At 52.3% G+C, this 24952-nt stretch carries 18 protein-coding genes and 3 tRNA genes; 12 read left to right on the top strand and 9 right to left on the bottom strand.

Annotation, left to right across the window (positions count from 1 at the left end; all coding sequences use genetic code 11):
* Window positions 1–242: 242 nt before the first annotated feature.
* Window positions 243–1430, bottom strand: a complete 1188-nt coding sequence (locus BMI79_RS07630) for a Bcr/CflA family multidrug efflux MFS transporter (protein WP_076941699.1) — start codon at window positions 1428–1430, stop codon at window positions 243–245.
* A gap of 29 nt (window positions 1431–1459) precedes the next feature.
* Window positions 1460–2173 (bottom strand): 16S rRNA pseudouridine(516) synthase RsuA, encoded by a 714-nt coding sequence (rsuA, locus tag BMI79_RS07635; RefSeq protein WP_076941534.1) that lies wholly within the window; start codon window positions 2171–2173, stop codon window positions 1460–1462.
* Window positions 2174–2503: 330 nt separating this feature from the next.
* On the opposite strand from rsuA, the gene radD reads away from it, so the two are divergent.
* Window positions 2504–4261, top strand: a complete 1758-nt coding sequence (radD, locus tag BMI79_RS07640; protein WP_076941535.1) for a DNA repair helicase RadD — start codon at window positions 2504–2506, stop codon at window positions 4259–4261.
* Window positions 4262–4412: 151 nt separating this feature from the next.
* Entirely contained in the window at window positions 4413–4697 is a 285-nt protein-coding gene (gene rplY / locus BMI79_RS07645) for a 50S ribosomal protein L25 (RefSeq protein WP_076941536.1), read from the top strand.
* 79 nt (window positions 4698–4776) lie between these two features.
* Here rplY and yejK read toward each other — a convergent pair whose 3' ends face one another.
* Window positions 4777–5784, bottom strand: a complete 1008-nt coding sequence (yejK, locus tag BMI79_RS07650) for a nucleoid-associated protein YejK (protein ID WP_076941537.1) — start codon at window positions 5782–5784, stop codon at window positions 4777–4779.
* A 241-nt stretch (window positions 5785–6025) separates the two neighbouring features.
* Between yejK and BMI79_RS07655 the strand changes: the two genes are divergently transcribed.
* From BMI79_RS07655 to BMI79_RS07675, 5 genes are all read left to right on the top strand, one after another.
* Window positions 6026–6253: a YejL family protein gene (locus tag BMI79_RS07655; protein WP_076941538.1), complete on the top strand. Its 228-nt coding sequence runs from the start codon at window positions 6026–6028 to the stop codon at window positions 6251–6253.
* A gap of 9 nt (window positions 6254–6262) precedes the next feature.
* Window positions 6263–8038 carry an LPS biosynthesis-modulating metalloenzyme YejM gene (yejM, locus tag BMI79_RS07660; protein WP_076941539.1) on the top strand — a complete coding sequence of 592 codons (1776 nt, stop codon included), beginning with the start codon at window positions 6263–6265 and terminating at the stop codon, window positions 8036–8038.
* Window positions 8039–8115: 77 nt separating this feature from the next.
* Window positions 8116–8192: transfer RNA gene (locus tag BMI79_RS07665), tRNA-Pro, on the top strand.
* 238 nt (window positions 8193–8430) lie between these two features.
* Entirely contained in the window at window positions 8431–8829 is a 399-nt protein-coding gene (locus BMI79_RS07670) for a VOC family protein (RefSeq protein ID WP_076941540.1), read from the top strand.
* A 135-nt stretch (window positions 8830–8964) separates the two neighbouring features.
* A complete protein-coding gene (locus tag BMI79_RS07675; RefSeq protein ID WP_076941541.1) occupies window positions 8965–9207 on the top strand; it encodes a DinI family protein in 243 nt (80 codons plus the stop codon).
* Window positions 9208–9368: 161 nt separating this feature from the next.
* On the opposite strand, the gene BMI79_RS07680 is transcribed toward BMI79_RS07675, so the two are convergent.
* The 4 genes from BMI79_RS07680 to BMI79_RS07695 all read right to left on the bottom strand — a co-directional run bounded on the left by BMI79_RS07680 (window position 9369) and on the right by BMI79_RS07695 (window position 10591).
* Window positions 9369–9444, bottom strand: a tRNA-Thr gene (locus BMI79_RS07680).
* Window positions 9445–9450: 6 nt separating this feature from the next.
* Window positions 9451–9538: transfer RNA gene (locus tag BMI79_RS07685), tRNA-Ser, on the bottom strand.
* Between the two features lie 156 nt (window positions 9539–9694).
* Window positions 9695–10024, bottom strand: coding sequence for an osmotically-inducible lipoprotein OsmE (osmE, locus tag BMI79_RS07690; protein WP_076941542.1), 330 nt, complete (start codon window positions 10022–10024; stop codon window positions 9695–9697).
* 150 nt (window positions 10025–10174) lie between these two features.
* Window positions 10175–10591 (bottom strand): VOC family protein, encoded by a 417-nt coding sequence (locus BMI79_RS07695; RefSeq protein ID WP_076941543.1) that lies wholly within the window; start codon window positions 10589–10591, stop codon window positions 10175–10177.
* Window positions 10592–10775: 184 nt separating this feature from the next.
* On the opposite strand from BMI79_RS07695, the gene BMI79_RS07700 reads away from it, so the two are divergent.
* From BMI79_RS07700 to rcsB, 3 genes are all read left to right on the top strand, one after another.
* Window positions 10776–11930 carry an MFS transporter gene (locus BMI79_RS07700; RefSeq protein ID WP_076941700.1) on the top strand — a complete coding sequence of 385 codons (1155 nt, stop codon included), beginning with the start codon at window positions 10776–10778 and terminating at the stop codon, window positions 11928–11930.
* Between the two features lie 139 nt (window positions 11931–12069).
* The gene (gene rcsD / locus BMI79_RS07705; protein ID WP_076941544.1) at window positions 12070–14778 is read left to right on the top strand and encodes a phosphotransferase RcsD; all 2709 of its coding nucleotides are present in this window, start codon (window positions 12070–12072) and stop codon (window positions 14776–14778) included.
* A complete protein-coding gene (rcsB, locus tag BMI79_RS07710; protein WP_025122830.1) occupies window positions 14771–15421 on the top strand; it encodes a response regulator transcription factor RcsB in 651 nt (216 codons plus the stop codon). Before rcsD ends, rcsB begins: the two co-directional genes overlap by 8 nt.
* A 49-nt stretch (window positions 15422–15470) precedes the next feature.
* Here the strand turns inward: rcsB and rcsC are convergent, their stop codons facing one another.
* The gene (gene rcsC / locus BMI79_RS07715; RefSeq protein ID WP_076941545.1) at window positions 15471–18344 is read right to left on the bottom strand and encodes a two-component system sensor histidine kinase RcsC; all 2874 of its coding nucleotides are present in this window, start codon (window positions 18342–18344) and stop codon (window positions 15471–15473) included.
* A 318-nt stretch (window positions 18345–18662) separates the two neighbouring features.
* The gene (gene gyrA, locus BMI79_RS07720; RefSeq protein ID WP_076941546.1) at window positions 18663–21308 is read right to left on the bottom strand and encodes a DNA topoisomerase (ATP-hydrolyzing) subunit A; all 2646 of its coding nucleotides are present in this window, start codon (window positions 21306–21308) and stop codon (window positions 18663–18665) included.
* A 178-nt stretch (window positions 21309–21486) separates the two neighbouring features.
* On the opposite strand from gyrA, the gene ubiG reads away from it, so the two are divergent.
* Window positions 21487–22212, top strand: coding sequence for a bifunctional 2-polyprenyl-6-hydroxyphenol methylase/3-demethylubiquinol 3-O-methyltransferase UbiG (gene ubiG, locus BMI79_RS07725; RefSeq protein ID WP_076941547.1), 726 nt, complete (start codon window positions 21487–21489; stop codon window positions 22210–22212).
* Window positions 22213–22645: 433 nt separating this feature from the next.
* Window positions 22646–24934 (top strand): class 1a ribonucleoside-diphosphate reductase subunit alpha, encoded by a 2289-nt coding sequence (gene nrdA, locus BMI79_RS07730; protein ID WP_076941548.1) that lies wholly within the window; start codon window positions 22646–22648, stop codon window positions 24932–24934.
* Window positions 24935–24952: the final 18 nt, after the last annotated feature.

The following is a 24952-nucleotide window of genomic DNA, read 5'->3' on the forward strand; positions in this document are numbered from 1 at the left end:
GCAACATAAGTGTTAATAAGTCACCGATTGACAGGGAATTAAAATATGATTTTTACTTTTCTTGGGGAATTATCTGATTAAGCAGTGTGATTTAACTCACAATTAATTATGAAAATAGAGAGGAAGAAAATCACGCTATAAATATGTGGTTCATATATAACCCACAGGGTAATAATACTTTCCCGAAAAAATCATTTCGCGGTATCACTACCCCTGTATTTTTGAAATACAGGGGGTATCGGTTATTTCTTAGGTGTACTGGCAAAGCGGTAAAACAACATAGCAATAATGCTACACAATGCCATAGAGGAGACCATCGGCCATACGCTTTTACCCGGTGCCATAGCAAGTATTGTGCCAACCAGCGCACCAATGCTGAAACGCAAGGTGCCTGCCAGCGAGGAGGCGGTTCCCGCCATATGCGGAAAGTCGTCCAGAATCACCGCCATCGCGTTGGAGGAGATCATGGCGATACAACCGAGATAAACCGCTACGCCCAGCACCAGTGCCCAAAACCCCAGCCCGCTGGCACTCACCAGCAGCAACCATATCCCCATCACTAACTGTACGGATAAACCAAAGCGGAACATTTTAACGGCTCCGACACGGCGTACATTGCGGCTGTTGATGAGGGTGGTTAGGAACAGGAACACGATATTCAGCGCAAAGTAGTAACCAAAATGCTGGGGGGAAACGTTATTCAGCTCGATATAAACAAAAGGCCCGGCGCTGAGGAAGGAAAACATCCCGGCAAACGAAAAAGCGCTGGCCAGCATATAGCTCAACACCCGCTTATGACGGAACAATGAGCCGAAATTCCCCAGCGTGGTGCGCAGATGGAATTTCTGCCGCCGCGCTTTGGGCAAGGTTTCTTTGATGAAGAACGCCACCAGCACCGAGCCGAACAGTGCCGCCGCTCCCATGGTCCAGAAAATGGCATGCCAGCTAAACCACAGCAACAACGCGCCCCCGATCATCGGGGCCAGCAGCGGCGCAATGGTCATCACCAGGATCACGAACGACATCATGCGCGAAAACTCATCTTTGCTGAACATATCGCGCATCAGCGCGTTAATCACCACGCTGGCGGCGGCCGCCGACAGGCCATGCAGGAAACGCAGGTTGATCAGCTGTTCAACCGACTGCGCCATGGCGCAGGCCCCGCCCGCGATGGCAAAGATCAACGTGCCCCACAGGATCACCGGCTTGCGGCCAACGCTGTCTGACATCGGCCCATAGAACAGTTGGCCTAAGGCAAAGCCCAGCACGTAAGCGCTGAGCGTCATCTGTACCCGACCAGACGCCACGCCAAACTCCTGGGCGATAATCGGCATACTGGGCAAATACATGTCGATCGCCAGTGGCATCAGCATGGAAAGCAGGCCGAGAATAAAGATCAAGCCCAGGTGAGATGTCCGTTTCTGTTGCACGTTCAATGACTCCTTCATCGGCAGCAAAATCAATCCTGCAGGTGCGGCGCACCCACGCTGGCTATCTCTTCTTCGGTCAACGGACGATATTCTCCCGGAGCCAAATCATCATCCAGCGCAATAGCCCCAATGCGTTCACGGTGCAGTTCAACGACCCGGTTGCCTACGGCGGCAAACATACGTTTTACCTGGTGATAGCGCCCTTCGCTGATGGTCAAGCGCACCAGATTATCTTCGATCTTTTCCAGGCGCGCCGGTTTGGTCAGGTCTTTTTCATTGTGCAATTGTACCCCCTGCTCAAAGCGCTGGGCGGTGTCTTCAGCCAGCGGATGCTCCAGCGTAACCAGATAGGTTTTCTCACAGTGATGTTTTGGCGAGGTGATCCGGTGCGACCACTGGCCATCATCGGTCATCAACACCAGGCCGGTGGTATCAATATCCAATCGCCCCGCCGCATGCAGCTTGTAGGCCACGGGTTCATCGAGGAAATAGAGCACCGTCGGGTGATCCGGATCTTCGGTGGAACACACGTACCCCTGCGGTTTATTGAGCATGAAATAACGCGGCCCGGTCAGTTGCGACAACACGTTGCCGTCGAACGTCACTTCCTGTTCTGGAGTCAGCTTGATCGCCCCGCTCTTCACCACTTCACCGTCCACGGTAACGCGTTTGGCACGCAGTTCACGCGCCACCAGTGCGCGGCTGATGCCTAATTGTTGAGATAAAAATTTGTCCAGTCGCATTGAATCTGCTTTGCCTGTCGTTGTTATGATCGCATTGATCGGGTTTCTGAATATAACGCCCCACCCTTACACCAGGTGCAAAAAGCAGGTTCGAAGAGGAGGAATCAGTAAAATCGCGTGGGGAAACAGCGATTGCTGTCACATAAGTATAGCGGCGGAAAGGGTGCCATAACAGCAGCAATTTCCAAGCTTCTCGCACCCGTGGCGCCAGAAGGGCATAATAAGGGAAACTTTATCCGCCCTTCAGGGAGCAGCATGACAGGATTTCAGCAAGGCTTTCTATTGCAAAGCCGGCTCTCGGCGGCCCATTCCAGCAAACGGCGTTAATTCATGGCATTTACCCTGCGCCCCTATCAGTTGGAGGCGGTCGAGGCCACCATCCAACATTTTCGTCAGCACCCTGAACCGGCGCTGATCGTGCTGCCGACCGGTGCGGGCAAAAGCTTGGTGATTGCCGAACTGGCAAAGCGCGCCCGTGGGCGAGTCCTGGTGTTAGCGCACGTCAAAGAGTTAGTGGCGCAAAACCATGCCAAATATTGTGCTTACGGGCTGGAGGCAGACATTTTTGCCGCCGGGCTGCAACAGAAAGAGAGCAGCGGTAAAGTGGTCTTTGGCAGTGTGCAGTCGGTAGCGCGCAATCTTGCGCTGTTTGATAGCGCCTTTTCGCTGTTGATTATCGACGAATGCCACCGCATCAGCGACGACGATGACAGCCAGTATCAACAGATTATTCAGCATCTGCAAAAAGCCAACCCACAACTGCGCCTGCTTGGCTTGACAGCCACCCCTTATCGGCTGGGGAAAGGGTGGATCTATCAGTTCCATTATCACGGCTTCATTCGCGGCGACAGCAGCAGCCTGTTCCGCGACTGCATCTATGAACTGCCGCTGCGTTATATGATCAAGCACGGGTTCCTAGTTCCGCCAGAGCGCTTGGATATGCCCATCGTGCAGTACGATTTCAGCCGGCTGGAGGCCAGAAGCAATGGTTTATTCAGCGAAGTCGATCTCAACCGCGAACTGAAAAAACAGCATCGCATCACGCCGCACATCATCAGCCAGATTGTGGAATATGCGCAAACCCGCAAAGGCGTGATGATCTTTGCTGCAACGGTAGAACATGCCCGCGAAATTCACGGCCTGCTGCCCGCCGGCGAAGCCGCCCTGGTGAGCGCCGAAACGCCCGCCGCCGAACGCGATGCGCTGATCGAAGCCTTTAAGCAGCAGCAACTGCGCTATCTGGTTAACGTGGCGGTATTGACTACCGGTTTTGACGCCCCGCATGTTGATCTGATCGCGATCTTGCGGCCAACCGAATCCGTCAGCCTGTATCAGCAGATCGTCGGGCGCGGGCTGCGGCTGGCTCCCGGCAAGAAAGAGTGTTTGATTCTCGACTACGCAGGCAACCCGCACGATCTGTTCACCCCAGAAGTAGGGGTCAGCAAACCCCACGCGGGCAGCCAACCGGTGCAGGTATTTTGCCCGGCCTGCGGCTTTGCCAATCTGTTCTGGGGAAAATGTACCGAGAGCGGCGCGATCATCGAGCACTATGGCCGCCGCTGCCAAGGCTGGCTTGAGGACGACGACGGCCACCGTGAACAATGTGACTATCGCTTCCGTTTCAAAAACTGCCCGCACTGCGGCGCGGAAAACGATATCGCCGCCCGCCGCTGCCATCAGTGCCAGGAAGTGCTGGTCGACCCTGATGATATGCTGAAAGCCGCCTTGAAGCTGAAAGATGCGCTGGTACTGCGCTGCGGCGGCATGGAGTTACAAAACGGCCGCGATGATAAAGGGGAGTGGCTGAAGGCCACGTACTACGACGAAGACGGCACCAGCGCCAGTGAACGCTTCCGCCTGCACACCCCGGCCCAGCGAAAAGCGTTTGAAATGCTGTTCCTGCGGCCGCATCAGCGCGCTCCTGGGGTGCCATTCAGTTGGCAGAATGCGGCCGACATTCTGGCGCAGCAGGCGCTGTTGCGCCATCCGGACTTTGTCGTGGCGCGCAAACGCGGCCAGTTCTGGCAAATACGCGAAAAGGTTTTTGATTATCAGGGGCGCTTTCGCCGGGCCAATGAGCTCTATTAAGCGGCGCGCGGCAGGTTTTCGTTGCCCATAGAGTGGCTTTCCGTTAAAATGCCGCCCGCTTTGCCTGGGTTTACCCAGTGTGAAAGCAGGTTATCGAGCCTGTTACTGGGTCGCCTGTAGCAGGGTAAATTTTCTTTTAAGAGAAAAAACAATGTTCACTATCAACGTACAAGTACGTAAAGACCAGGGTAAGGGTGCGAGCCGCCGCCTGCGTGCAGCAAATAAATTCCCAGCTATCGTTTACGGTGGCAAAGAAGCTGCAGTTTCCATCGAATTAGACCATGATTCTGTAAAGAACATGGAAGTTAAACCAGAATTCTACAGCGAAGCAGTAACTCTGGTTATCGACGGTAAAGAAACCAAAGTTAAGGTTCAGGCTGTACAGCGTCACCCGTTCAAGCCAAAACTGGCTCACATCGACTTCGTTCGCGTTTAATCGCCACGTTATCGATCTTTCGGGACGCCGAAGTAGAAAACGCCGCAATTGCGGCGTTTTTTATTGGCTGCGATCCGGCTTATTTGCCGCCGCTTGAGCGGCGTTGCAGCTGATCGCGCAGGTTCGGCGGTGTCCCGCGGATCGTCAGCGTGTCCGTGGCTGGATCCCAGAAAATCCGCTCCCCTAACAGCATGGCATCAAAGTTCAGGCTGATACCGCCGCCGCTACCGGCAAATTTGGTCAGTTGCCGCAGCGTGCCGCGATCCGCCGGGAAACTCTCTTCCAGTTGGTAGCCCTGCTCGCTGGAAAACTGCAGGAAATCTTTTTCGCCAACCGGCGCGAGTTCTTGCGACAGAGCCTGCAACTCAATCTCTTCACCCGCCTGTAATTGCTCATTGCAGTAGCTGTAAACCTGCTGGCGCACCGACTGGCGCTCGTTCTTACCCAACTGTGCATCGTCACAGTAATCGTCCACCGCCTGCAGCAGGCCACGGTTCTGCGCCTTGGTATCCAAACCTTCCGCCGCTGCCAGGAAGTCCATGAAGAAATCAGAAACTTTGCGCCCCACGCGCCCTTTCAGGAAGGTCAGATAACGCGTTGATTGCGGGTTGGTTTCCCATTCGGTCAGATCAATACGCGCCACGATATCCGCATGGTTGATATCCAGATAGTGGGTTGTGCTGATGTCCAGCTCTTCATTGACGCGCATGCTGTTACAACTGTTCAGCACGGCAATCAGCAAATACTCCACTGCCAGGAAACGGTATTGGCCAAACAGCACCACGCCACCATCGGCAAACGGGTATTTCGCCAGTTCATCACGCAGGCGACCAGTCGCCGCACGGCTGAATGCCAGAAAGTCTTCATCGCCCTTGCGGCAGGTACGCAACGCGTCCGCCAACTCGCTTTCCTCGTTGAACAAGCCGTAAGCTTTACTCTTGGCACTGTAAACGCGGTGCAGTTCTGCCATCATCTCTTCCACCGCCGCATTAGTGGGGAGAAGGGAATCGCGTAGCACCACGTCCAACGTCTGTTCGTCGCGTTTTACCAACTGGTGCAGCGCAATCTGGTCGATATCCAGACTCATGATTAATCCTCCTGTTCTTTGAGCGCGTATTCAAGCACTGAAGGCTGCGAACCGCAACAGATACCCAATGGATTTCAAGTGCGGGCAGATGCTGGCATCAATGAAGCCGCTAACGCCCCTGTCTCCTGCCAGGCAGCAGCTATAATCACTTCCTTAACGATCTTCGCACTATAAAAGAGCGGAAAAACACGGCCCTATACGGTAAGATGTTGGACTTTGTCAGGCTTTGAGCACAATCTTTATGCCACAATCATCTCGTTACAGTGACGAACACGTTGAACAATTGCTTTCTGAACTGGTCAATGTTTTGGAAAAACACCATACTCCCACCGATCTCTCTTTGATGGTGCTGGGCAACATGGTAACCAACCTGATCAATACCAGTATTGCTCCCGCGCAGCGGAAGTCACTGGCAAGATCCTTTGCTGAAGCTCTACAGGCTTCGATCCGTGAAGATAAAGCGCATTAATAATTATTTATGGTGACAAACCGTCAGCGTTATCGTGAAAAAGTCTCCCAGATGATCAGTTGGGGGCACTGGTTCGCCTTATTTAACATTCTGCTCAGTATTGGGTTGGGCAGCCGCTACCTGTTTGTCGCCGACTGGCCGTCCTCACTGTTGGGGCGGATTTATGCGTTAGTCAGCCTGATTGGGCAGTTCAGCTTTATTGTGTTTGCTGCCTATCTGCTGATCGTCTTCCCGCTCACCTTTGTGGTGATGTCGCAACGCCTGTTGCGATTTATTTCTGCCGCGCTGGCCACCGCCGGGCTAACACTGCTGCTGGTCGACAGCGCCGTCTTTTCCCACTTCCACCTGCACCTTAACCCAGTGGTATGGGAACTGGTGATCAACCCAGATCAAAGTGAACTAGCACGCGATTGGCAACTAATGTTCATCAGCGTACCGGTGATCTTCCTGATTCAAATGCTGTTTGCCACCTGGAGCTGGCAGAAACTGCGCAGCCTTAACCGGCGTAGTTTTGGCAAGCCGCTGGCAGCGCTGTTTATCTGCTCGTTCTTCGCTTCACATCTGATTTATATCTGGGCCGATGCCAATTTCTATCGCCCGATCACCATGCAGCGCGCCAATCTGCCGCTCTCTTATCCGATGACCGCGCGTAAGTTTTTGGAAAAACACGGTTTGTTGAACCAAGAAGAATACGAGCGCCGCCTGATTCAGCAGGGTAGCCCTGAAGCGGCCGCGGTAGAATACCCGCTGAGCCCACTGAACTACCGTGATAAAGGCAGCGGTTACAATCTGCTGATGATTGTGGTGGATGGCATTCGTAAGGCCGATCTTGAACAAGATATGCCTGCCCTCACCCGTTTTGCTCAGGAAAACATCCGTTTCAGCAATCATTACAGCTCCGGCAACCATGCTGATACCGGCCTGTTTGGCCTGTTCTACGGGATTTCGCCCACTTATCTGGATGGCATTCTGGCAGGGCGCAAACCTTCTGCACTGATCAATGCGCTGAGCGATCAAGGCTATCAATTCGGGCTGTTCTCTTCCGATGGCTTCAATGCGGCGCTATATCGCCAGGCGTTGCTGGCTGACTTCTCGCTCCCTGCGCCCATAGTGCAGAGCGATGCACTCACCACGCAGCAATGGCAGCGCTGGTTGGCCAATCAAAATCATAATGCGCCATGGTTCTCTTACATTAATTACAGCGGTACTGACCTGCAAAACAGTGACAAGACACAGGATGCTTTTATCCAGCACTACCGTATGGCGGCGAAAGACATCGATGCTCAGATCGCACAGGTGCTGGCAACGCTGAAAGAAAAGCAGATGCTGGACAACACAGTGGTGGTGATCACCGCGGAGAACGGCGTCGAATTCAACGATAGCGGCAAAGGGGACTGGGGTGCAGGCACCCGCTTCAACCGCAGCCAGCTTCAGGTTCCTCTGATCATCCATTGGCCTGGCACACCGGCGCAGACGATCAATAAACTGACCAGCCACAATGATGTGATGCGTACCCTGATGCAGCGCCTGTTACACGTCAGCACTGCCGCCAACGATTATTCGCAGGGTGAAGATCTGTTTGCCGCACAGCGGAAAAACGACTGGCTGGCTACCGGCAACCGCAGCCTGCTGGTGATTACTACCCCCAAGCAGACGCTGCTATTGGACAGCAACGGCAGTTATCATGCCTACGATCAGGATGATAAAGAGATAAAAGATGAAAAACCTCCGTTAGCGCTATTATTGCAGGTGCTGACAGACGTTAAACGCTTTATTGCCAACTAACTGCTTAAATCTAAAGCAATCAGCGGTAAGCCATCTTGAATTCATGACGAGAAACGGTAGTATAGATCGCACTGCGTCGGCATGTAGCGCAGCCTGGTAGCGCACCGTCATGGGGTGTCGGGGGTCGGAGGTTCGAATCCTCTCATGCCGACCAACTTTTTATAGAGAAACCAACCTGTTACGGTTGGTTTTTTTATGCCCGTGATTTGCCGATCATGAAGTTGCTCTCGCACAATAGCCCCTGCTCTGCGATTTGAATCCTACATGTTAGTCTGGTTATTGTACGCTCACCTAGATAGTTATCGTACAGAACGGAACCACACTGGCTCTTGCGGTTAATAATCACAGTGGCATTCGCCGCAAACCGACTTGTTCTGACTTGAAGGTAAAGCATGATTGATCACACCGGTATCAACGTAAGCCAATTTGCCCGAAGTAAAGAATTCTACTCGAAGGTGCTGGCACCATTAGGATATGCACTGCGTTTGCAGCTCGGTGATGCCGCAGCAGGTTATGGTGAAACCGTGCTACAACCGGGAGACGATCCAGGTGGGGCTTTTTGGATCTCTACCGGTGCCCCCTGCACGCCACGTATCCATATTGCCTTTCGCGCCACAAGCCAAGCGCAGGTGAAGGCCTTTTATGAAGCCGCATTGGCAGCAGGAGCCAAAGATAACGGAGCTCCAGGGTTCCGTCACCACTATCACAAAAATTACTATGCCGCGTTTGTATACGATCCTGATGGCTACAACATTGAGGCCGTCTTCCACGGTACGGAAGACCCCGTCTGAACCATTGGTATTCTCGTGGATGGCGTTTATGCAATGCGTTGTCAGCGCAAGATTTTCTTCATATTTTTCTTGCACAATGCCCTAGCTCTCGGCCAAAATAACTGTATACATAAACAGTTATTTTAAGGTTTAACTATGTTCGTTGAATTGGTGTTTGATAAACGCAACGTTGCTGGCATTCCAGGGGCTGATGAAATTATTAAAGCCGAACTGACAAAACGTGTGCACCGTCTCTTCCCTGACGCTGAAGTGAAAGTAAAACCCATGCAGGCAAACGCTCTTAATTCCGATGCCAGCAAAAGTGACCGCGAGAAGCTAAACCGTCTGCTTGAAGAAATGTTCGACGAATCCGATCAGTGGCTGACCAATGATATTTAGGTTTGCCGCTCTACCGCGCCGGTTCAATCAACCGGCGTACTCCACGTCTTCCCTACTCTATCTTTGTTCGTAACGAGAGCAGGTTTTCTAGCACCAGAATAACAAAAAAACCCAGCAATCATTAAGATTGCTGGGCTTAAGAGACTACGTACATCTAATCATGGTGCCGGCTACCGGAATCGAACTGGTGACCTACTGATTACAAGTCAGTTGCTCTACCTACTGAGCTAAGCCGGCTGAATTTGGCGGAAGGACAGAGATTCGAACTCTGGGACAGTCGCCCGTCGACGGTTTTCAAGACCGTTGCCTTAAACCACTCGGCCATCCTTCCAATGGGCGCAGATATTAGCGATACCGTTATGAAATGTCTACCGTTCCCATGCAAAAAAATGCGGAGAAACGTTCACTTGCTTAAATTTCAGACCACTAGCGGTTAAAAAATAAAGAACTTCGCGAAAATGAGCTTATTTTAAATCATAGATGACGATTATTTAGGCTGCGTATCGTACTCGGAACAACTCTGATACCCCTTGTTCATCACATGGCCCATTTCGTTAAAGCTGACAAAATAAGTTTGTGCTTTGCCATCGTGCGGTGCCACGGCATAGGTGTCACAGGTTCCCTTTGCGTGGATCAGTGTTGCAGAAGTTGATGGCGGCCCGGCAATAGCCCGCACTTGCTGTCTAGTCATCCCAACTTTTACATCGCTCACCACAGGCTCTTTCACATAGCTCGCGGCCCTGTCGTAAGCGGTACAACCAGCAAGGACAGAAAATGCTGCCGCAATACTAACGGTTAATACCCGTTTCTTGGTCATAGCTCATCCTGTTGAAATGCATGTGCCATGCCGTAAGTCTAGAAGGCGAAAAGCTTTCCTACCAATAATGCTTTGTCTCTCAGTGCTATTTGCCGCAAACCACATCAGCAACGAGAGCCGACACATGATATAGGCACAAACCTGACCTACTCAGTAATTAGCCCAAATGCCTGGCGTCACTAACTCCAGCAAGTGTTCATCGGGATCGCGAAAATAAATACTTTCGCCCCCGTGCTCCCAGCGCATGCGCCCTTCGATCCTGATACCATGTTCAGCCAGATGCTGTTCCCACAGCGGCAATTGTACTTTGCTGACGGCCAGACCAAGATGCAGTGGCCCACGGCCATCGTGCGGCGGAATATATCCTTCCGGATAATGAGCGCCGTTCATCGAATCCCCTTCAATAAACAACAGAAGCACGCTTTTATCGGCCACGTTATAAGCTCGGAAACGCTCATTCGCCACCATCACTGGCAGCTTTAACACCTGCTGATAAAAAGCGGCAGCACGCTCAATATCACGCACATACAGCACCGTTTCGATGACCCGCTCGATCTTCAGATCCATGCTAACCTCATGATTTAAATTCTCATTGATAGAGTAGGCAGAGGAGAAAACCGCAGAATAGCAATCTGTGCCTGTTCCTAAGGCGTAGCTGACAACAACACGAATCTTTTCGACCCCGATCGCAGATTGTGATAAAAACAGGGTTCATTTGAATCCCTTAAATAAAATCGATCCCAATACCCACATGACAGCCACTTTGTGCAGTGAACAATCCAAACCCGGTGTGCCAGCGCAGATTGCCACTCGCCTGGCCTTTTTTATTGCGGGCCTCGGTATGGCCGCCTGGGCTCCGCTGGTGCCTTTTGCCAAGACGCGTATTGGTATCGATGATGGCTCATTAGGTTTACTGTTGCTATGCATCGGTGCAGGCTCAATGTTGGCAATGCCACTGACCGGCTTGTTGACCGGCAAATTTGGCTGCAGGCGCGTGATACTGCTGGCCGGGTTGCTGCTGTGTATCGATTTACCGCTGCTCGTCCTGATGGACTCAACGGCGGGTATGGCACTGGCACTGCTGCTTTTTGGTGCAGCAATCGGTATGATCGATGTGGCCATGAATATACAGGCCGTGGTGGTTGAGCGCGCCAGCGGGCGGGCCATGATGTCGGGTTTTCACGGCTTTTTCAGCGTGGGCGGCATCGTCGGAGCAGGCGGCGTCAGCGCCTTGCTGTGGCTAGGCTTTGGGCCACTTCAGGCCACGCTGATTACCGTCGTCATGATTGTGGTACTGCTTGCTATCGCCAGTAAAAATCTGCTGCGGGAAAGTGGCGGGGATGCCGGTGGCCCAATGTTCGTGCTGCCGCGTGGCTGGGTGATGTTCATTGGTTTGCTGTGCTTTATTATGTTCCTGGCAGAAGGGGCAATGCTCGATTGGAGCGCTCTGTTCCTTACCGCATCTCGTGGCATGGATCATAGCCAAGCAGGGCTCGGTTATGCACTGTTCTCTATCACAATGACGCTCGGCCGGCTGAACGGCGATCGCGTGGTCAACGCCATGGGCAGATATCGGGTGCTGTTATTGGGCAGCCTGTGTGCAGCCATCGGCCTGGCGTTGGCGATCGCTATCGACAACGTGCTGACGTCGCTGCTTGGCTTTATGCTGGTTGGCATAGGTGCTTCCAACGTGGTCCCCATCTTATTCACCGCAGCAGGGAATCAACAGGCAATGCCCGCCAACCTGGCTATCGCCTCTGTGACCACGGTCGGCTATGCCGGTATTCTCGCTGGCCCGGCATTGATCGGCTTCATCGCCCAGCTTTCAAGCCTGACGTTTGCCCTGGCCTGCGTTGCCACCTTGTTATTGATCGTTACCGCGAGCGCTAAGGCGATCACTCGCTAATTCAAAAACGGGCTGCCTACAGACCCAAAGCACTTGGCGTTGCAGTAGGCAGCAAGCGAATAAGTCTTGGTGTGCGTACTTCTAGCTGCCCGGATAAGTAAGCACCACGACTCCTGCTGCTTCAAGTATGAAGGGTATAATGCAAAATAAACGACTGACCATCAGCTCCAGCTACCTCACCCGCTGTTTCTGGCTGTTCATCGTGTTGCTAGCCGTAGCTCTTGGCCTGTATGGTTACAACTACACCAATGCCTATCTGACGGAGAAAAAGTATTCCGTTAGCACCATCGCTAATGCTCTGCAAAAACGGATTGATAGCTACCGCTATCTTACCTACCAGATCTACGACAAATTTGGTAATGCAGCCTCGCAGCCCGTCGAACCTCACCGGCAGGAAACCCGCCTGCACCCGGACGTTTATTACGTGGAAAAACTGCGCAAGAAGACCGATGCGGTGATTTTTGGCAACCACGACAGCAGTACGCTGGTGATGATCGCCAATATTTCAGACTTCCTCGATGTCCGTTGGGGGGCAAAAAACGAAAGCTATGCGATGTATTACCTCAATGGGCAAGATAATAGCCTGAGCCTGGTCACAACCCAATCGCTTAAAGAACTGACCTCGCGTTTAAAGGAAAACTACCTCACCACCACAGCCACGGAACGCCGGGCAGAAATGCTGCAACAGGCCAATATGCTGGACGAACGCGAAAGTTTCTCTGGCCTGCGCAAACAACGTCTTCAGAACGCCTATTCGTTTTCGATCCGCACTACGTTTAATCAGCCAGGGCATTTAGCCACGGTGATCGCCTTCGATCTGCCGATTAACGACATCATTCCGCTCAATATGGCACGTGCCAACTTCTTACTGTTGCCCGACGATACCGAACTGGATGAAAACGCAGTGCCAAGCGAAGCCGTTGCCGAGACCAGTGCCGTGTTAAAAGGCAGTTGGGTTGAATTCAGCGTCGCCTTGCCCAATGCGCCGCTTAAACTGGTCTACCGCGTACCTGCCATCAATCTGGTCATTGACCTGCTGCGCAACAATCTCTGGTTGCTGGTGGTTAACCTACTGCTGATGGCGCTGTCGATGATGGGAATTTACTTTATCCGCCAGCAATACATTCGGCCAAGCGAGAACATGGCCGCCGAACTGGAGAAGGAGCGCGCACTGAGCCGGGAAATTGTCGCCAGCCTGCCCTCAGGGCTATTAGTGTATGATTTCGCCAGCAACAGCGTGATTACCAGCAACAAAATCGCCGAACACCTGCTGCCACATCTCAGCTTGCAAAAAATCGCCCATATGGCAGAACAGCATCACGGGGTGATCCAGGTGACGGTCAATAATGAGGTTTATGAAATCCGGATTTTCCCTAGCCAATTATCCGCCGAAACCTATCTGTTCCTGCTGCGCGATCAGGACAGAGAAGTGCTGGTAAACAAGCGCTTGCAGTTAGCACGCCATGAGTACGATAAAAACGTTCAGGCACGCAAGCTGATGTTGCATAACCTGGGGATCGAACTCAATCAGCCGGTACAGCAGATGCATGAGTTGGCTGAGCGCCTGCGCACGCCATCGGATGAAGAACAGCGGCAGACGCTGCTCAGCCAACTGAATCTGGCTTCGTCATCGGTACTGGGTTTGATCGAGAACATTACCCTGCTCACCCGGCTGGAAACCCAGGAATGGCAGCCTTCGCGCCAGCCGTTCAGCCCATTGGTGCTGATCGATGAGCTGCTGCAGGATGCCCTGCCCGCTATCAACCAGAAAGGATTGGCGCTATTCAGCCATTTCCATCTTGCTGCGGACCAGCAATACATCGGCGATACCCATGCACTAAGAAAGGTTATAGCGTTGCTGCTTCATTACGCGACCATCACGACGTCCTACGGCAAGATTACGCTGATTGTAGAACATGAAGCGAATCGCCCGAATCATCTGGTGTTCCATATCAACGATACGGGTTCCGGCATTTCCAGTGAGGAAATCAGCAATCTCACCTACCCATTCCTCAGCCAGACACTGGCCGATCGTTTCAATCAGGGCTCCGGACTCACCTTTTTCCTGTGTAATCAACTATGTAAGAAGCTAAACGGTAAGTTGGAAATCCACAGTAAAATCGACATCGGCACCCGTTATACCATCCGTGTCAGCCTGGAGCTGGAAAAGAGCCAGCAGGAAGAGGAAGTGCAAGAAAAGTTGCTGGACGGGGTAACGGCACTGCTGGACATCACTTCAGAGGAAGTTCGCAGCATTGTCACCCACCTGTTGAATGCCTATGGCGCTGACTGTATCGTCGCCGAAGAGCACCAGCTCAACCGCAATTATGACGTCTTGCTTACCGATAATCCTCAGCAGGCCGATGATTATACGTTGCTGCTGGCCAGCGATGAAACCGGCTGGCAACAGCTCGACAAAGGCTATATTCGGGTCAACTATAATCTGAGCGGTGCGATGATCGATGCCATTCTGATGCTGATGGAACAACAGATGGCCGCGCTCGATCGGGAGGAAAGCCTGCGCACCTTGAGTGTAAAAGATTTTCAACACTATGAAAAACAATTGAAATCAAGCGATTACTATAGTTTATTTATCGATACAGTACCCGAAGATGTCAAAAAACTGTATACTGAGGCGGGCAGCAGTGATTTTGCTGCGCTGACTCAAACCGCACACCGCCTGAAAGGGGTGTTTGCTATGTTAAACCTGCTTCCCGGTAAGCAATTGTGTGAATCGTTAGAACAGCACATCGCAGACGGTGATACGCTTAAGATCGAGAATAACATCAGTCAGATTGATTTTTTCATCAGTAGACTGCTGCAGCAAGGTAGCCAACAACATGAATAACCTGAACGTAATTATTGCTGATGACCATCCTATCGTACTGTTTGGCATCCGGAAGTCACTTGAGCAAATTGAATGGGTGAATGTCGTTGGGGAGTTTGAAGACTCAACAGCACTGATCAACAATCTGTCCAAGCTGGATGCTAACGTCCTGATCACCGATCTTTCGATGCCTGGTGATAAATATGGCGATGGCATCACGCTGATTAAATATATCAAGCGCCACTATCCGCAGTTGTCGATCATTGTTCTAACAATGAACAATAACCCTGCAATTCTCAGCGCCGTGTTGGATCTGGATATTGAAGGCATCGTACTGAAGCAAGGTGCGCCTACCGATCTACCTAAGGCACTGGCCGCATTGCAGAAAGGCAAGAAGTTTACGCCGGAAAGCGTGTCCAAACTGTTGGAGAAAATCAACGCCAGTGGTTACGGTGACAAACGTCTTTCGCCGAAAGAAAGCGAAGTATTGCGCCTGTTTGCTGAAGGTTTCCTGGTGACCGAAATCGCCAAGAAACTGAACCGCAGCATCAAAACCATCAGTAGCCAAAAGAAATCGGCCATGATGAAACTGGGCGTTGATAACGACATTGCTCTGCTTAACTATCTCTCCTCCGTCAGCATGACGCAGTTAGATAAAGATTAAGTCCACTACGGGCAAACAGAAAAGGCGCTTCATGCGCCTTTTTGTCGTTTTAGACTTCTTCCTGCTCGCTCCTGCCACGCCGTACCTGCTGGCTGTAATAGGATAATGTCTGATTGAGCGTTTCCAAGGTGACCGGTTTCGACAGGCAGTTATCCATCCCGGCTTCGATACAACGCTGTTTCTCTTCCGCCAAAGCATTGGCCGTTACGCCAATCACCGGCACGTCAACATGCATCTGCCGCAAACGCTGCGTCAAGCGATAGCCATCCATATTAGGCATGTTGACGTCGGTCAGTATAATATCCACTTTATTGTGATTCAAAACGCCCAGCGCATCGATACCATCATTTGCGGTAATCACTTGGTAACCCAGCGATGTTAATTGGTCGGACAACAAGCGACGGTTGATCGGATGATCGTCAACCACCAATAAATGGATATCACCGTTATCTACCGCGCTGGATTTCGCAGGCACAGGCAGCGTTAACTGGGGCTTAGTATCGTCCGCATCAACACTAAACAGGCGATTCAACAGCACAATGGTATCCCGCGATGTCGAAGTGCTATGCACCCAATACCCCGGATGGGTTTCCAATGCAGGCCCAATGTGCCCAATGGAAAATTCAATCTGTGCCAATAAAGGGGTTGCTACTCGCAGCGGATAGTCACTCAGCAGAATATCATCCGCTGTCGTCTCCTGCCCCTCATAGCGCAAGACCATCGCCCCATATCCCCCCAAGATTGCCATCAGATAACTTTCTAACCGTTGGTTACGAATCTGCAACCATAGCGTTTTCCCCAGCCAGGTATCACTGGCCGGCGGCGGCGAGAACTGCGCGCCAAACATAGGAATGCGAATGGTGAACATACTGCCGAGCCCCGGCTCGGACTCCACGGCGATATCACCATCCATCAGGTTGATCAGCTTCTCACAAATCGCCAAACCCAAACCGGTGCCCTGAAAATGGCGTTGTACACCGCTGCCTACCTGGAAGAAAGGATCAAATAGGCGGGGAATTTCTTTCTCGGGGATGCCCACTCCCGTATCACGTACGGTAAACTCCAGATAGCTATTGCAAGTACGCACCTGCAGGATAATACAGCCGGTATCGGTAAACTTGATCGCATTGCTCAGCAGATTAGAGAGAACCTGTTGCAAACGTACCGGATCGCCATTAATTCGTTCCGGCACGTTTTGCTCAATAAAGCAGTAAAGCCCAAGGTGTTTCTTCACCACCAACGGCAGATAGTTGCCTGCAATATGAGCGATCACTTCCAAGCATGAGAACTCGCGCGGCTCAATCTTTAACTGCTCGGACTCGATTTTGGAGAAATCCAGAATGTCACTGATGATCTTCAGCAACAGCCCCGAGGAGTTGTTCATCGCATTGACCAAACGCTCTACCCCTTGTGGCAGTTCTTTGGTCTGCAGCAGATCCAGGTTACCAATGATGCCATATAGAGGCGTGCGCAGTTCATGGCTGACGGTAGCTAGGAACATCGACTTGGATTGACTGGCCTGCTCTGCCGCCGCCGCCATCTCCTGCAGCGACTCCTCCATCTTCACGCGGGCGCTCACATCCACTAATACGCAAATGGCTACATCTTCATTGCGATAGCGGGAATGGACAAAACTGATTTGCAGATTGTTGTTATTGCTGGTCATCACATCGACAAAATTCGTCTGCTGCTCACAGATGATGCGCGTAATACGCTCACGATCTTCGTGGGTCAACAGATTGATATAGTTGTGCGCCAACTCATTACTCAGAATATTGCTACCATCACTGATACGCAGAATACAGATCCCCACCGGAGCCGAGGCCACAATCTTACGGTTGAACTGCTCATGCTCTTCCAGACGGAAAGCATTCTCTTCTGCGGGCAGGAACATTTTGCGTTCAAACAGCCAAGCCAGGCTGAATATCACAAAGGCCGACAGCAAGTTCAACAGCACCGCGTTGAGGATCAACACCTTAAAGCGATCCGCCACGCTTTTTACCGGCAATGAATACACAATACTGAGCCCTGAGGGTGGTAACGCCTTCTTCATGATCAGATCGTGATAACTATCAACATAGCCAAAATACGTATGTTCTTGCGGATAAGTATAAGATGGAGCCACATAGCGCTCGCCGTTTGTCAGGCGCAACACGGGCTCGCCGTTCTCATCCAGCAACATCACACTCACCGGCAGGTTGCCCGCGTTGACAAAATCCTCCAGACGAATGGTTTGTTCAATCCCCAACAAGGCTTCCAACTTGTTGCCAACGTAGAGGGGCGTCATCACATACAGATAACCAACATCTGGCCGCTGAGAGCTAGGGCTGATCCAGTAGAGGTTGTTGCCTCTGTCCAGATTGTTGGCATTACGATATTTCAGAATCTGCTCGTGCAGGGATTTCAGAACACTTTGTCGATCGGCTGTGCCACTGCTGCTGCCAAACTCCGTCATGCACAGGCTATCGCCGCCAATAAAAAATACCCGGTTGAGATCGTAGGCAGCAACAAAGTTCTCTTTCCAATATTGAACCTGGCTGCTCAGCGAAGCGAGGGATTCTTGATAAGCACCGTTGAGAGCGCAGTTGGACTCTGGGTAAAGCGGAATAAACGATAACGGAATATTGCTCTTGCCGTTAATGACGCCGGTAAATGCATCCAGGCTGCCAACCGAACGGTTAAGGCGGTTTTCCGCCATGTATTTGATGTCACGAATAATATCAGACGAGTGGCGAATATACCCCTGCGCCTGATCGAAGTTGAGATTAAACTCCTGCCGGATATCTGATTCTTTTTCATGCAGAATATCCAGAATATAAAACGTCGTCAGCAACGCCCCCAGCGACCACAGCATAAGCGCCAGCACCCGGAACAGATAGCGGGAAATCTTTAAGGTGGTGCGGAAAGAGGCTAAATATTTCAATCGGATACCATATCAAAATGAGTGGTAACGCGCGTGTTCATCACAAAAATGGCTATTCCGGGGAAACACCGCTGGACCATATACTTTAAATAATTCAAGTTGCACGACAAAAACGCGATGCGTTTTTGAACAGCACCTGTGCTGGTCACAAAGAGGCGAGGCTCGCGGATAAACCAGGCAACCGGACGCCGCCAACACTCAGGCAATTTGAAGTATAACGAGTATATCGGCAATTAAACCATATAACTGAAAAAGGGCCTAGCATCGCTGCCAAGCCCTTTGTTTCACCGCGGATAACTGCGTTATCCAAGGTAATCTTTACGCGTTTTCGTCATCGACGTCGTCAGGCGTAATGTCATCACCCTCATCAAGCGGTGTACTCTCTTCTTCCGCTTCTGCCACACCCGGCTCGAGGCTGTCGAGTTCTTCATCCTCAACCGGCTCGGCAACGCGCTGCAGGCCAACAACGTTCTCGTCTTCAGCAGTGCGGATCAGCGTCACGCCCTGGGTATTACGGCCAACCACGCTGACTTCAGCAACACGGGTGCGCACTAAAGTACCGGCATCGGTGATCATCATAATTTGGTCGGTGGTTTCTACCTGTACCGCTCCCACAACCGAACCATTACGCTCACTCACCTTGATTGAGATAACCCCTTGGGTCGCACGCGACTTAGTGGGATATTCCGTCACCGCAGTACGCTTACCGTAACCATTCTGGGTCACCGTCAGGATATCACCTTCACCACGAGGGATAATCAGCGAAACCACGCTGCTACCTTCGCCGAGGTTGATACCACGAACACCGGTGGCCGTACGGCCCATCGAGCGAACCTGCCCTTCAGGGAAACGCACCACTTTACCGTTAGAGGAGAACAGCATCACTTCGTTGCTGCCATCGGTCAGATCCACACCGATCAGTTCGTCACCCTCGTTGAGGTTAACGGCAATGATGCCCGCACTGCGCGGACGGCTGAATTCGACCAGAGCGGTTTTCTTCACGGTGCCACTGGCGGTGGCCATAAACACATGGCGCCCTTCTTCATACTCGCGCACTGGAAGGATCGCGGTGATACGCTCGTTGGCTTCCAGCGGCAGCAGGTTGACGATTGGACGGCCACGTGCACCGCGGCTGGCTTCCGGCAATTGATACACCTTCATCCAGTACAAGCGGCCACGGCTGGAGAAGCACAGGATCGTATCGTGGGTGTTCGCCACCAGCAGACGGTCGATAAAGTCTTCTTCTTTAATACGGGCGGCAGACTTGCCTTTACCACCACGACGCTGTGCTTCATAGTCGCTCAGCGGCTGATATTTCACATAGCCCTGGTGCGACAGCGTGACCACCACATCTTCCTGATTGATCAGATCTTCGATGTTGATGTCAGAAGTGTTGGCCGTGATTTCGGTACGGCGATTATCACCGAACTGATCGCGAACCGCTTCCAGCTCTTCGCGGATCACTTCCATCAGACGATCTGGGTTTTCCAGAATAAAGATCAGCTCAGCGATGACGTTCAGCAGTTCTTTATATTCGTCCAGCAGCTTCTCGTGTTCCAGGCCGGTCAGTTTCTGCAGGCGCAGATCCAGAATCGCCTGAGCCTGCTGCTCGGTCAGGTAATATTTGCCATCACGGATACCGAACTCCGGCTCCAGCCATTCTGGCCGCGCGGCATCACCACCGGCACGCTCCAGCATGGCTGCCACGTTACCCAAGTCCCAAGCCTGCGCAACCAGCGCAACTTTCGCTTCGGCCGGGGTTGGCGCACGGCGGATCAGTTCGATAATCGGATCGATGTTGGCTAAAGCAATCGCCAAGGCTTCCAGGATGTGTGCACGATCGCGGGCTTTACGCAGTTCGAAGATGGTACGGCGGGTGACCACTTCGCGGCGATGGCGAACAAACGCCTTCAGAATATCCTTCAGGTTCAGCAACTTCGGCTGGCCCTGATGCAGCGCCACCATGTTGATACCAAAGGTCACCTGGAGCTGGGTCAGCGAATACAGGTTGTTGAGCACCACTTCACCCACCGCGTCGCGTTTGACTTCGATCACGATGCGCATCCCGTCTTTATCAGACTCGTCACGCAGCGCGCTGATGCCTTCAACACGTTTCTCTTTCACCAGCTCGGCGATCTTCTCGATCAGGCGCGCTTTGTTCACCTGATACGGGATTTCATGCACGATGATGGTTTCACGGCCGGTTTTGGCGTCGGTTTCCACTTCTGCACGGGCGCGGATATACACTTTGCCACGGCCGGTACGGTAGGCCTCTTCGATACCACGCCGACCATTGATGATCGCCGCCGTCGGGAAATCCGGGCCAGGAATGTGCTCCATCAGGCCTTCGATGCTGATGTTTTCATCATCGATATAGGCCAGGCAGCCACTGATAACCTCAGACAGGTTATGCGGCGGAATATTGGTCGCCATCCCCACGGCAATACCGGATGAACCGTTCACCAGCAGATTTGGGATCTTGGTTGGCATCACCGCTGGGATCTGCTCGGTACCGTCGTAGTTAGGCACAAAGTCGACGGTTTCTTTTTCCAGATCCGCCAGCAGTTCGTGAGCAATTTTCGACATGCGCACTTCGGTGTAACGCATTGCCGCGGCGGAGTCGCCATCAACAGAACCGAAGTTACCCTGGCCATCTACCAACATGTAGCGCAGCGAAAACGGTTGGGCCATACGGACAATGGTGTCATAAACCGCGCTGTCACCGTGCGGGTGGTATTTACCGATGACGTCCCCGACGACACGGGCCGATTTCTTGTAGGGTTTATTCCAGTCGTTACCCAATACATTCATCGCGTACAGAACGCGGCGGTGTACCGGCTTCAGTCCATCACGAACATCTGGCAGCGCACGCCCGACAATAACGGACATCGCATAATCCAGATACGAGCTTTTCAGCTCTTCTTCGATATTTACCGGTGTGATTTCTCTGGCAAGGTCGCTCATGGAGCTGCTATCCCTCATACTGAATGATTCATCTGCCCTGGCATAGTGCCAAAGGGGTAAAACTATATCACAAAGCGCGCTTTACGGGAAAATATACCCGGCGACTTCGCGTTATTGGGGCTGCTGCGCCGGAACATGTATAATCCGCTCAATGGAAAACAAGGAGCTAATAACGCCCATGAATGCAGAATCATCCCGCCACGTGCAGAACGTTGATCACCAAGAGATCGCCAAGTTTGAGGCCGTGGCCTCACGCTGGTGGGATCTGGAGGGTGAGTTCAAACCGCTGCACCGGATCAACCCGCTACGCCTGAATTATATCATGCAACATGCAGATGGCATTTTTGCCAAGAAGGTGCTCGACGTCGGCTGCGGCGGCGGTATTCTGGCTGAAAGCATGGCGCGAGAAGGCGCAGAGGTCACCGGGTTGGATATGGGGGCCGAACCGCTGCAGGTGGCGCGTCTGCACGCGCTGGAAAGCGGTATGGATGTGACCTATGTTCAGGAAACGGTAGAAAATCATGCCCAGGCTCATCCTCAACAGTATGACATCGTCACCTGTATGGAACTGCTTGAACACGTGCCCGACCCTGCTTCGGTAGTGCGCGCCTGCGCTCATTTGGTGAAGCCCGGTGGCCACGTATTCTTTTCCACCATCAACCGCAATACCAAGTCCTGGCTGATGGCAGTGATCGGAGCAGAGTACGTGCTCAAGATGGTGCCGCAGGGTACGCACGACCATAAAAAGTTCATTCGCCCCTCTGAACTGATTGGCTGGGTAGACGGCACGCCACTGCGTGAAAAGCACATCATTGGCTTGCATTACAACCCGCTCACCGATCATTTCAAGCTTGGCCGCAATGTTGATGTGAATTATATGGTTCATACCCAGCACGAAGGCTAACGCTGCCATACTGCTTCGGAGCTGGCTTTGCTGGCTCCGTAACGCGTTGAATTTAAGAAAAATACCCATTTTACCGGCTTTCGATCAAAAAATGCGGCGTAAGCAGTTTTTAAGAATATTAAATCAGATCAATATGCCGTTTTTTTCTAACGTTTAATAAAGCGGCAAACGATCCAAATTTTCTGGATTCTCGCAAAATCTTATCCCGCTTATTGACAAGCTTGTCGTGCCAGTCACAGTGCGCACTTGGAACGGGCGGCAAGATTTCACCCCCAAGTTATCCACAAAATCGGGCGATTTTGTTCACTTGCAAACGCCCTGCTTTCTCACTATCTTGTTACCTCATCGACATCCACCCCCTATATGTAGTGTTTACATACTGAGCAGAGCGACTACACTTCTTGCTTAAGGGGAATCATACGGACAGGTAAAAATGAACCAAAGTCTACTTGTAACTAAACGCGATGGCCGTAAAGAGCGCATCAACCTCGACAAAATCCACCGGGTCATCGATTGGGCCGCAGAAGGTTTACATAACGTCTCGGTCTCTCAAGTAGAGTTACGTTCACATATTCAGTTCTACGACGGCATTAAAACCGCCGATATCCATGAAACCATCATCAAAGCTGCCGCCGATCTGATCTCCCGCGATGCGCCGGACTATCAGTATCTGGCCGCTCGCTTAGCCATTTTCCACCTGCGTAAAAAAGCCTACGGCCAGTTTGAGCCGCCAAAGCTGCACGCTCACGTGGTGCGCATGGTAGAGATGGGCAAGTACGATAGGCATCTGCTGGAAGACTACACGGCTGAAGAGTTCGAGCAGATGGACTCCTTTATCGATCACTGGCGCGATATGAATTTCTCCTACGCAGCAGTCAAGCAGCTGGAAGGGAAGTATCTGGTGCAAAACCGCGTCAGCGGCGAGATCTACGAGAGCGCACAGTTCCTGTATATCCTGGTCGCCGCCTGCCTGTTCTCCGGCTACCCGCGCACCACGCGTCTGGATTACGTCAAACGTTTCTATGACGCGATTTCTACCTTCAAAATTTCTTTGCCTACGCCAATCATGTCTGGCGTGCGCACCCCTACCCGTCAGTTCAGCTCCTGCGTGCTGATCGAATGTGGTGATAGCCTGGACTCCATCAACGCCACCTCCAGCGCCATTGTGAAATACGTTTCACAGCGTGCGGGGATCGGTATCAACGCTGGCCGCATCCGTGCGCTAGGCAGCCCGATCCGCGGCGGTGAAGCCTTCCATACCGGCTGTATTCCGTTCTACAAGCATTTCCAGACTGCCGTGAAATCCTGCTCTCAGGGCGGCGTACGCGGCGGTGCCGCCACGCTGTTCTACCCGATGTGGCATCTGGAAGTCGAAAGCCTGCTGGTGCTGAAAAACAACCGTGGCGTTGAAGGTAACCGCGTGCGCCACATGGACTACGGCGTGCAGCTCAACCGCCTGATGTATCAGCGCCTGATCAAGAACGAAGATATTACCCTGTTCAGCCCGTCTGACGTTCCTGGGCTGTACGACGCCTTCTTCGCCGATCAGGACGAATTTGAGCGTTTGTATACCCAATATGAGCAAGATGACAGCATTCGCCAGAAGCGGGTGAAAGCGGTAGAGTTGTTCTCGCTGATGATGCAGGAACGCGCCTCAACCGGCCGTATCTACATCCAGAACGTCGATCACTGCAACACCCACAGCCCGTTTGATCCGCAAGTTGCGCCAGTACGCCAGTCCAACCTGTGCCTGGAAATCGCCCTGCCAACCAAGCCGCTGGATGATGTGAATGATGAAAACGGTGAAATCGCGCTGTGTACGCTGTCAGCCTTTAACCTGGGGGCCATTGATAGCCTGGACGATTTAGAAGAGCTGGCGACGCTGGCCGTGCGCTCGCTCGACGCGCTGCTGGACTACCAGGACTACCCCATCAAAGCCGCTTACCGTGGCGCGATGGGCCGCCGTACCCTGGGCATTGGCGTGATCAACTACGCTTACTATCTGGCGAAAAACGGCGTGCGTTACTCCGATGGCAGTGCCAACAACCTGACCCACCGGACCTTTGAAGCTATTCAGTACTACCTGTTGAAAGCGTCGAACCGTCTGGCTCAGGAGCAAGGGGCTTGCCCGTGGTTCAATGAAACCACCTACTCGCAGGGCATCCTGCCGATCGACACTTACAAGAAAGACCTGGATGTTATCTGTAGCGAACCGTTGCATTACGACTGGGAAACTCTGCGTCAGGAGATTAAAGAAACCGGCCTGCGCAACTCAACGCTGTCTGCGCTGATGCCGTCGGAAACCTCTTCACAGATTTCCAACGCGACCAACGGCATTGAGCCACCACGTGGCCATGTCAGCATCAAAGCCTCGAAAGACGGCATTCTGCGTCAGGTGGTGCCTGAGTATGAACGTCTGAAAGACAACTACGAACTGCTGTGGGAAATGCCGAATAACGACGGTTACCTGCAACTGGTTGGTCTGATGCAGAAGTTTATCGATCAGTCGATCTCTGCCAACACCAACTATGACCCGACCCGTTTCCCAGGTGGTAAGGTTCCGATGAAGCAGTTGCTGAAGGACCTGCTCACCACCTACAAGTTCGGCGTGAAGACGCTGTATTATCAGAACACCCGTGACGGTGCAGACGATATCCAGGAAGACATGCAGCCAGCCAAAGGCGGCGATGACGACTGTGAAAGCGGCGCCTGCAAGATCTAACGTTCAACGCAGCGGGCC

The organism is Serratia oryzae, from assembly GCF_001976145.1.
GTDB lineage: Bacteria > Pseudomonadota > Gammaproteobacteria > Enterobacterales > Enterobacteriaceae > Chania > Chania oryzae.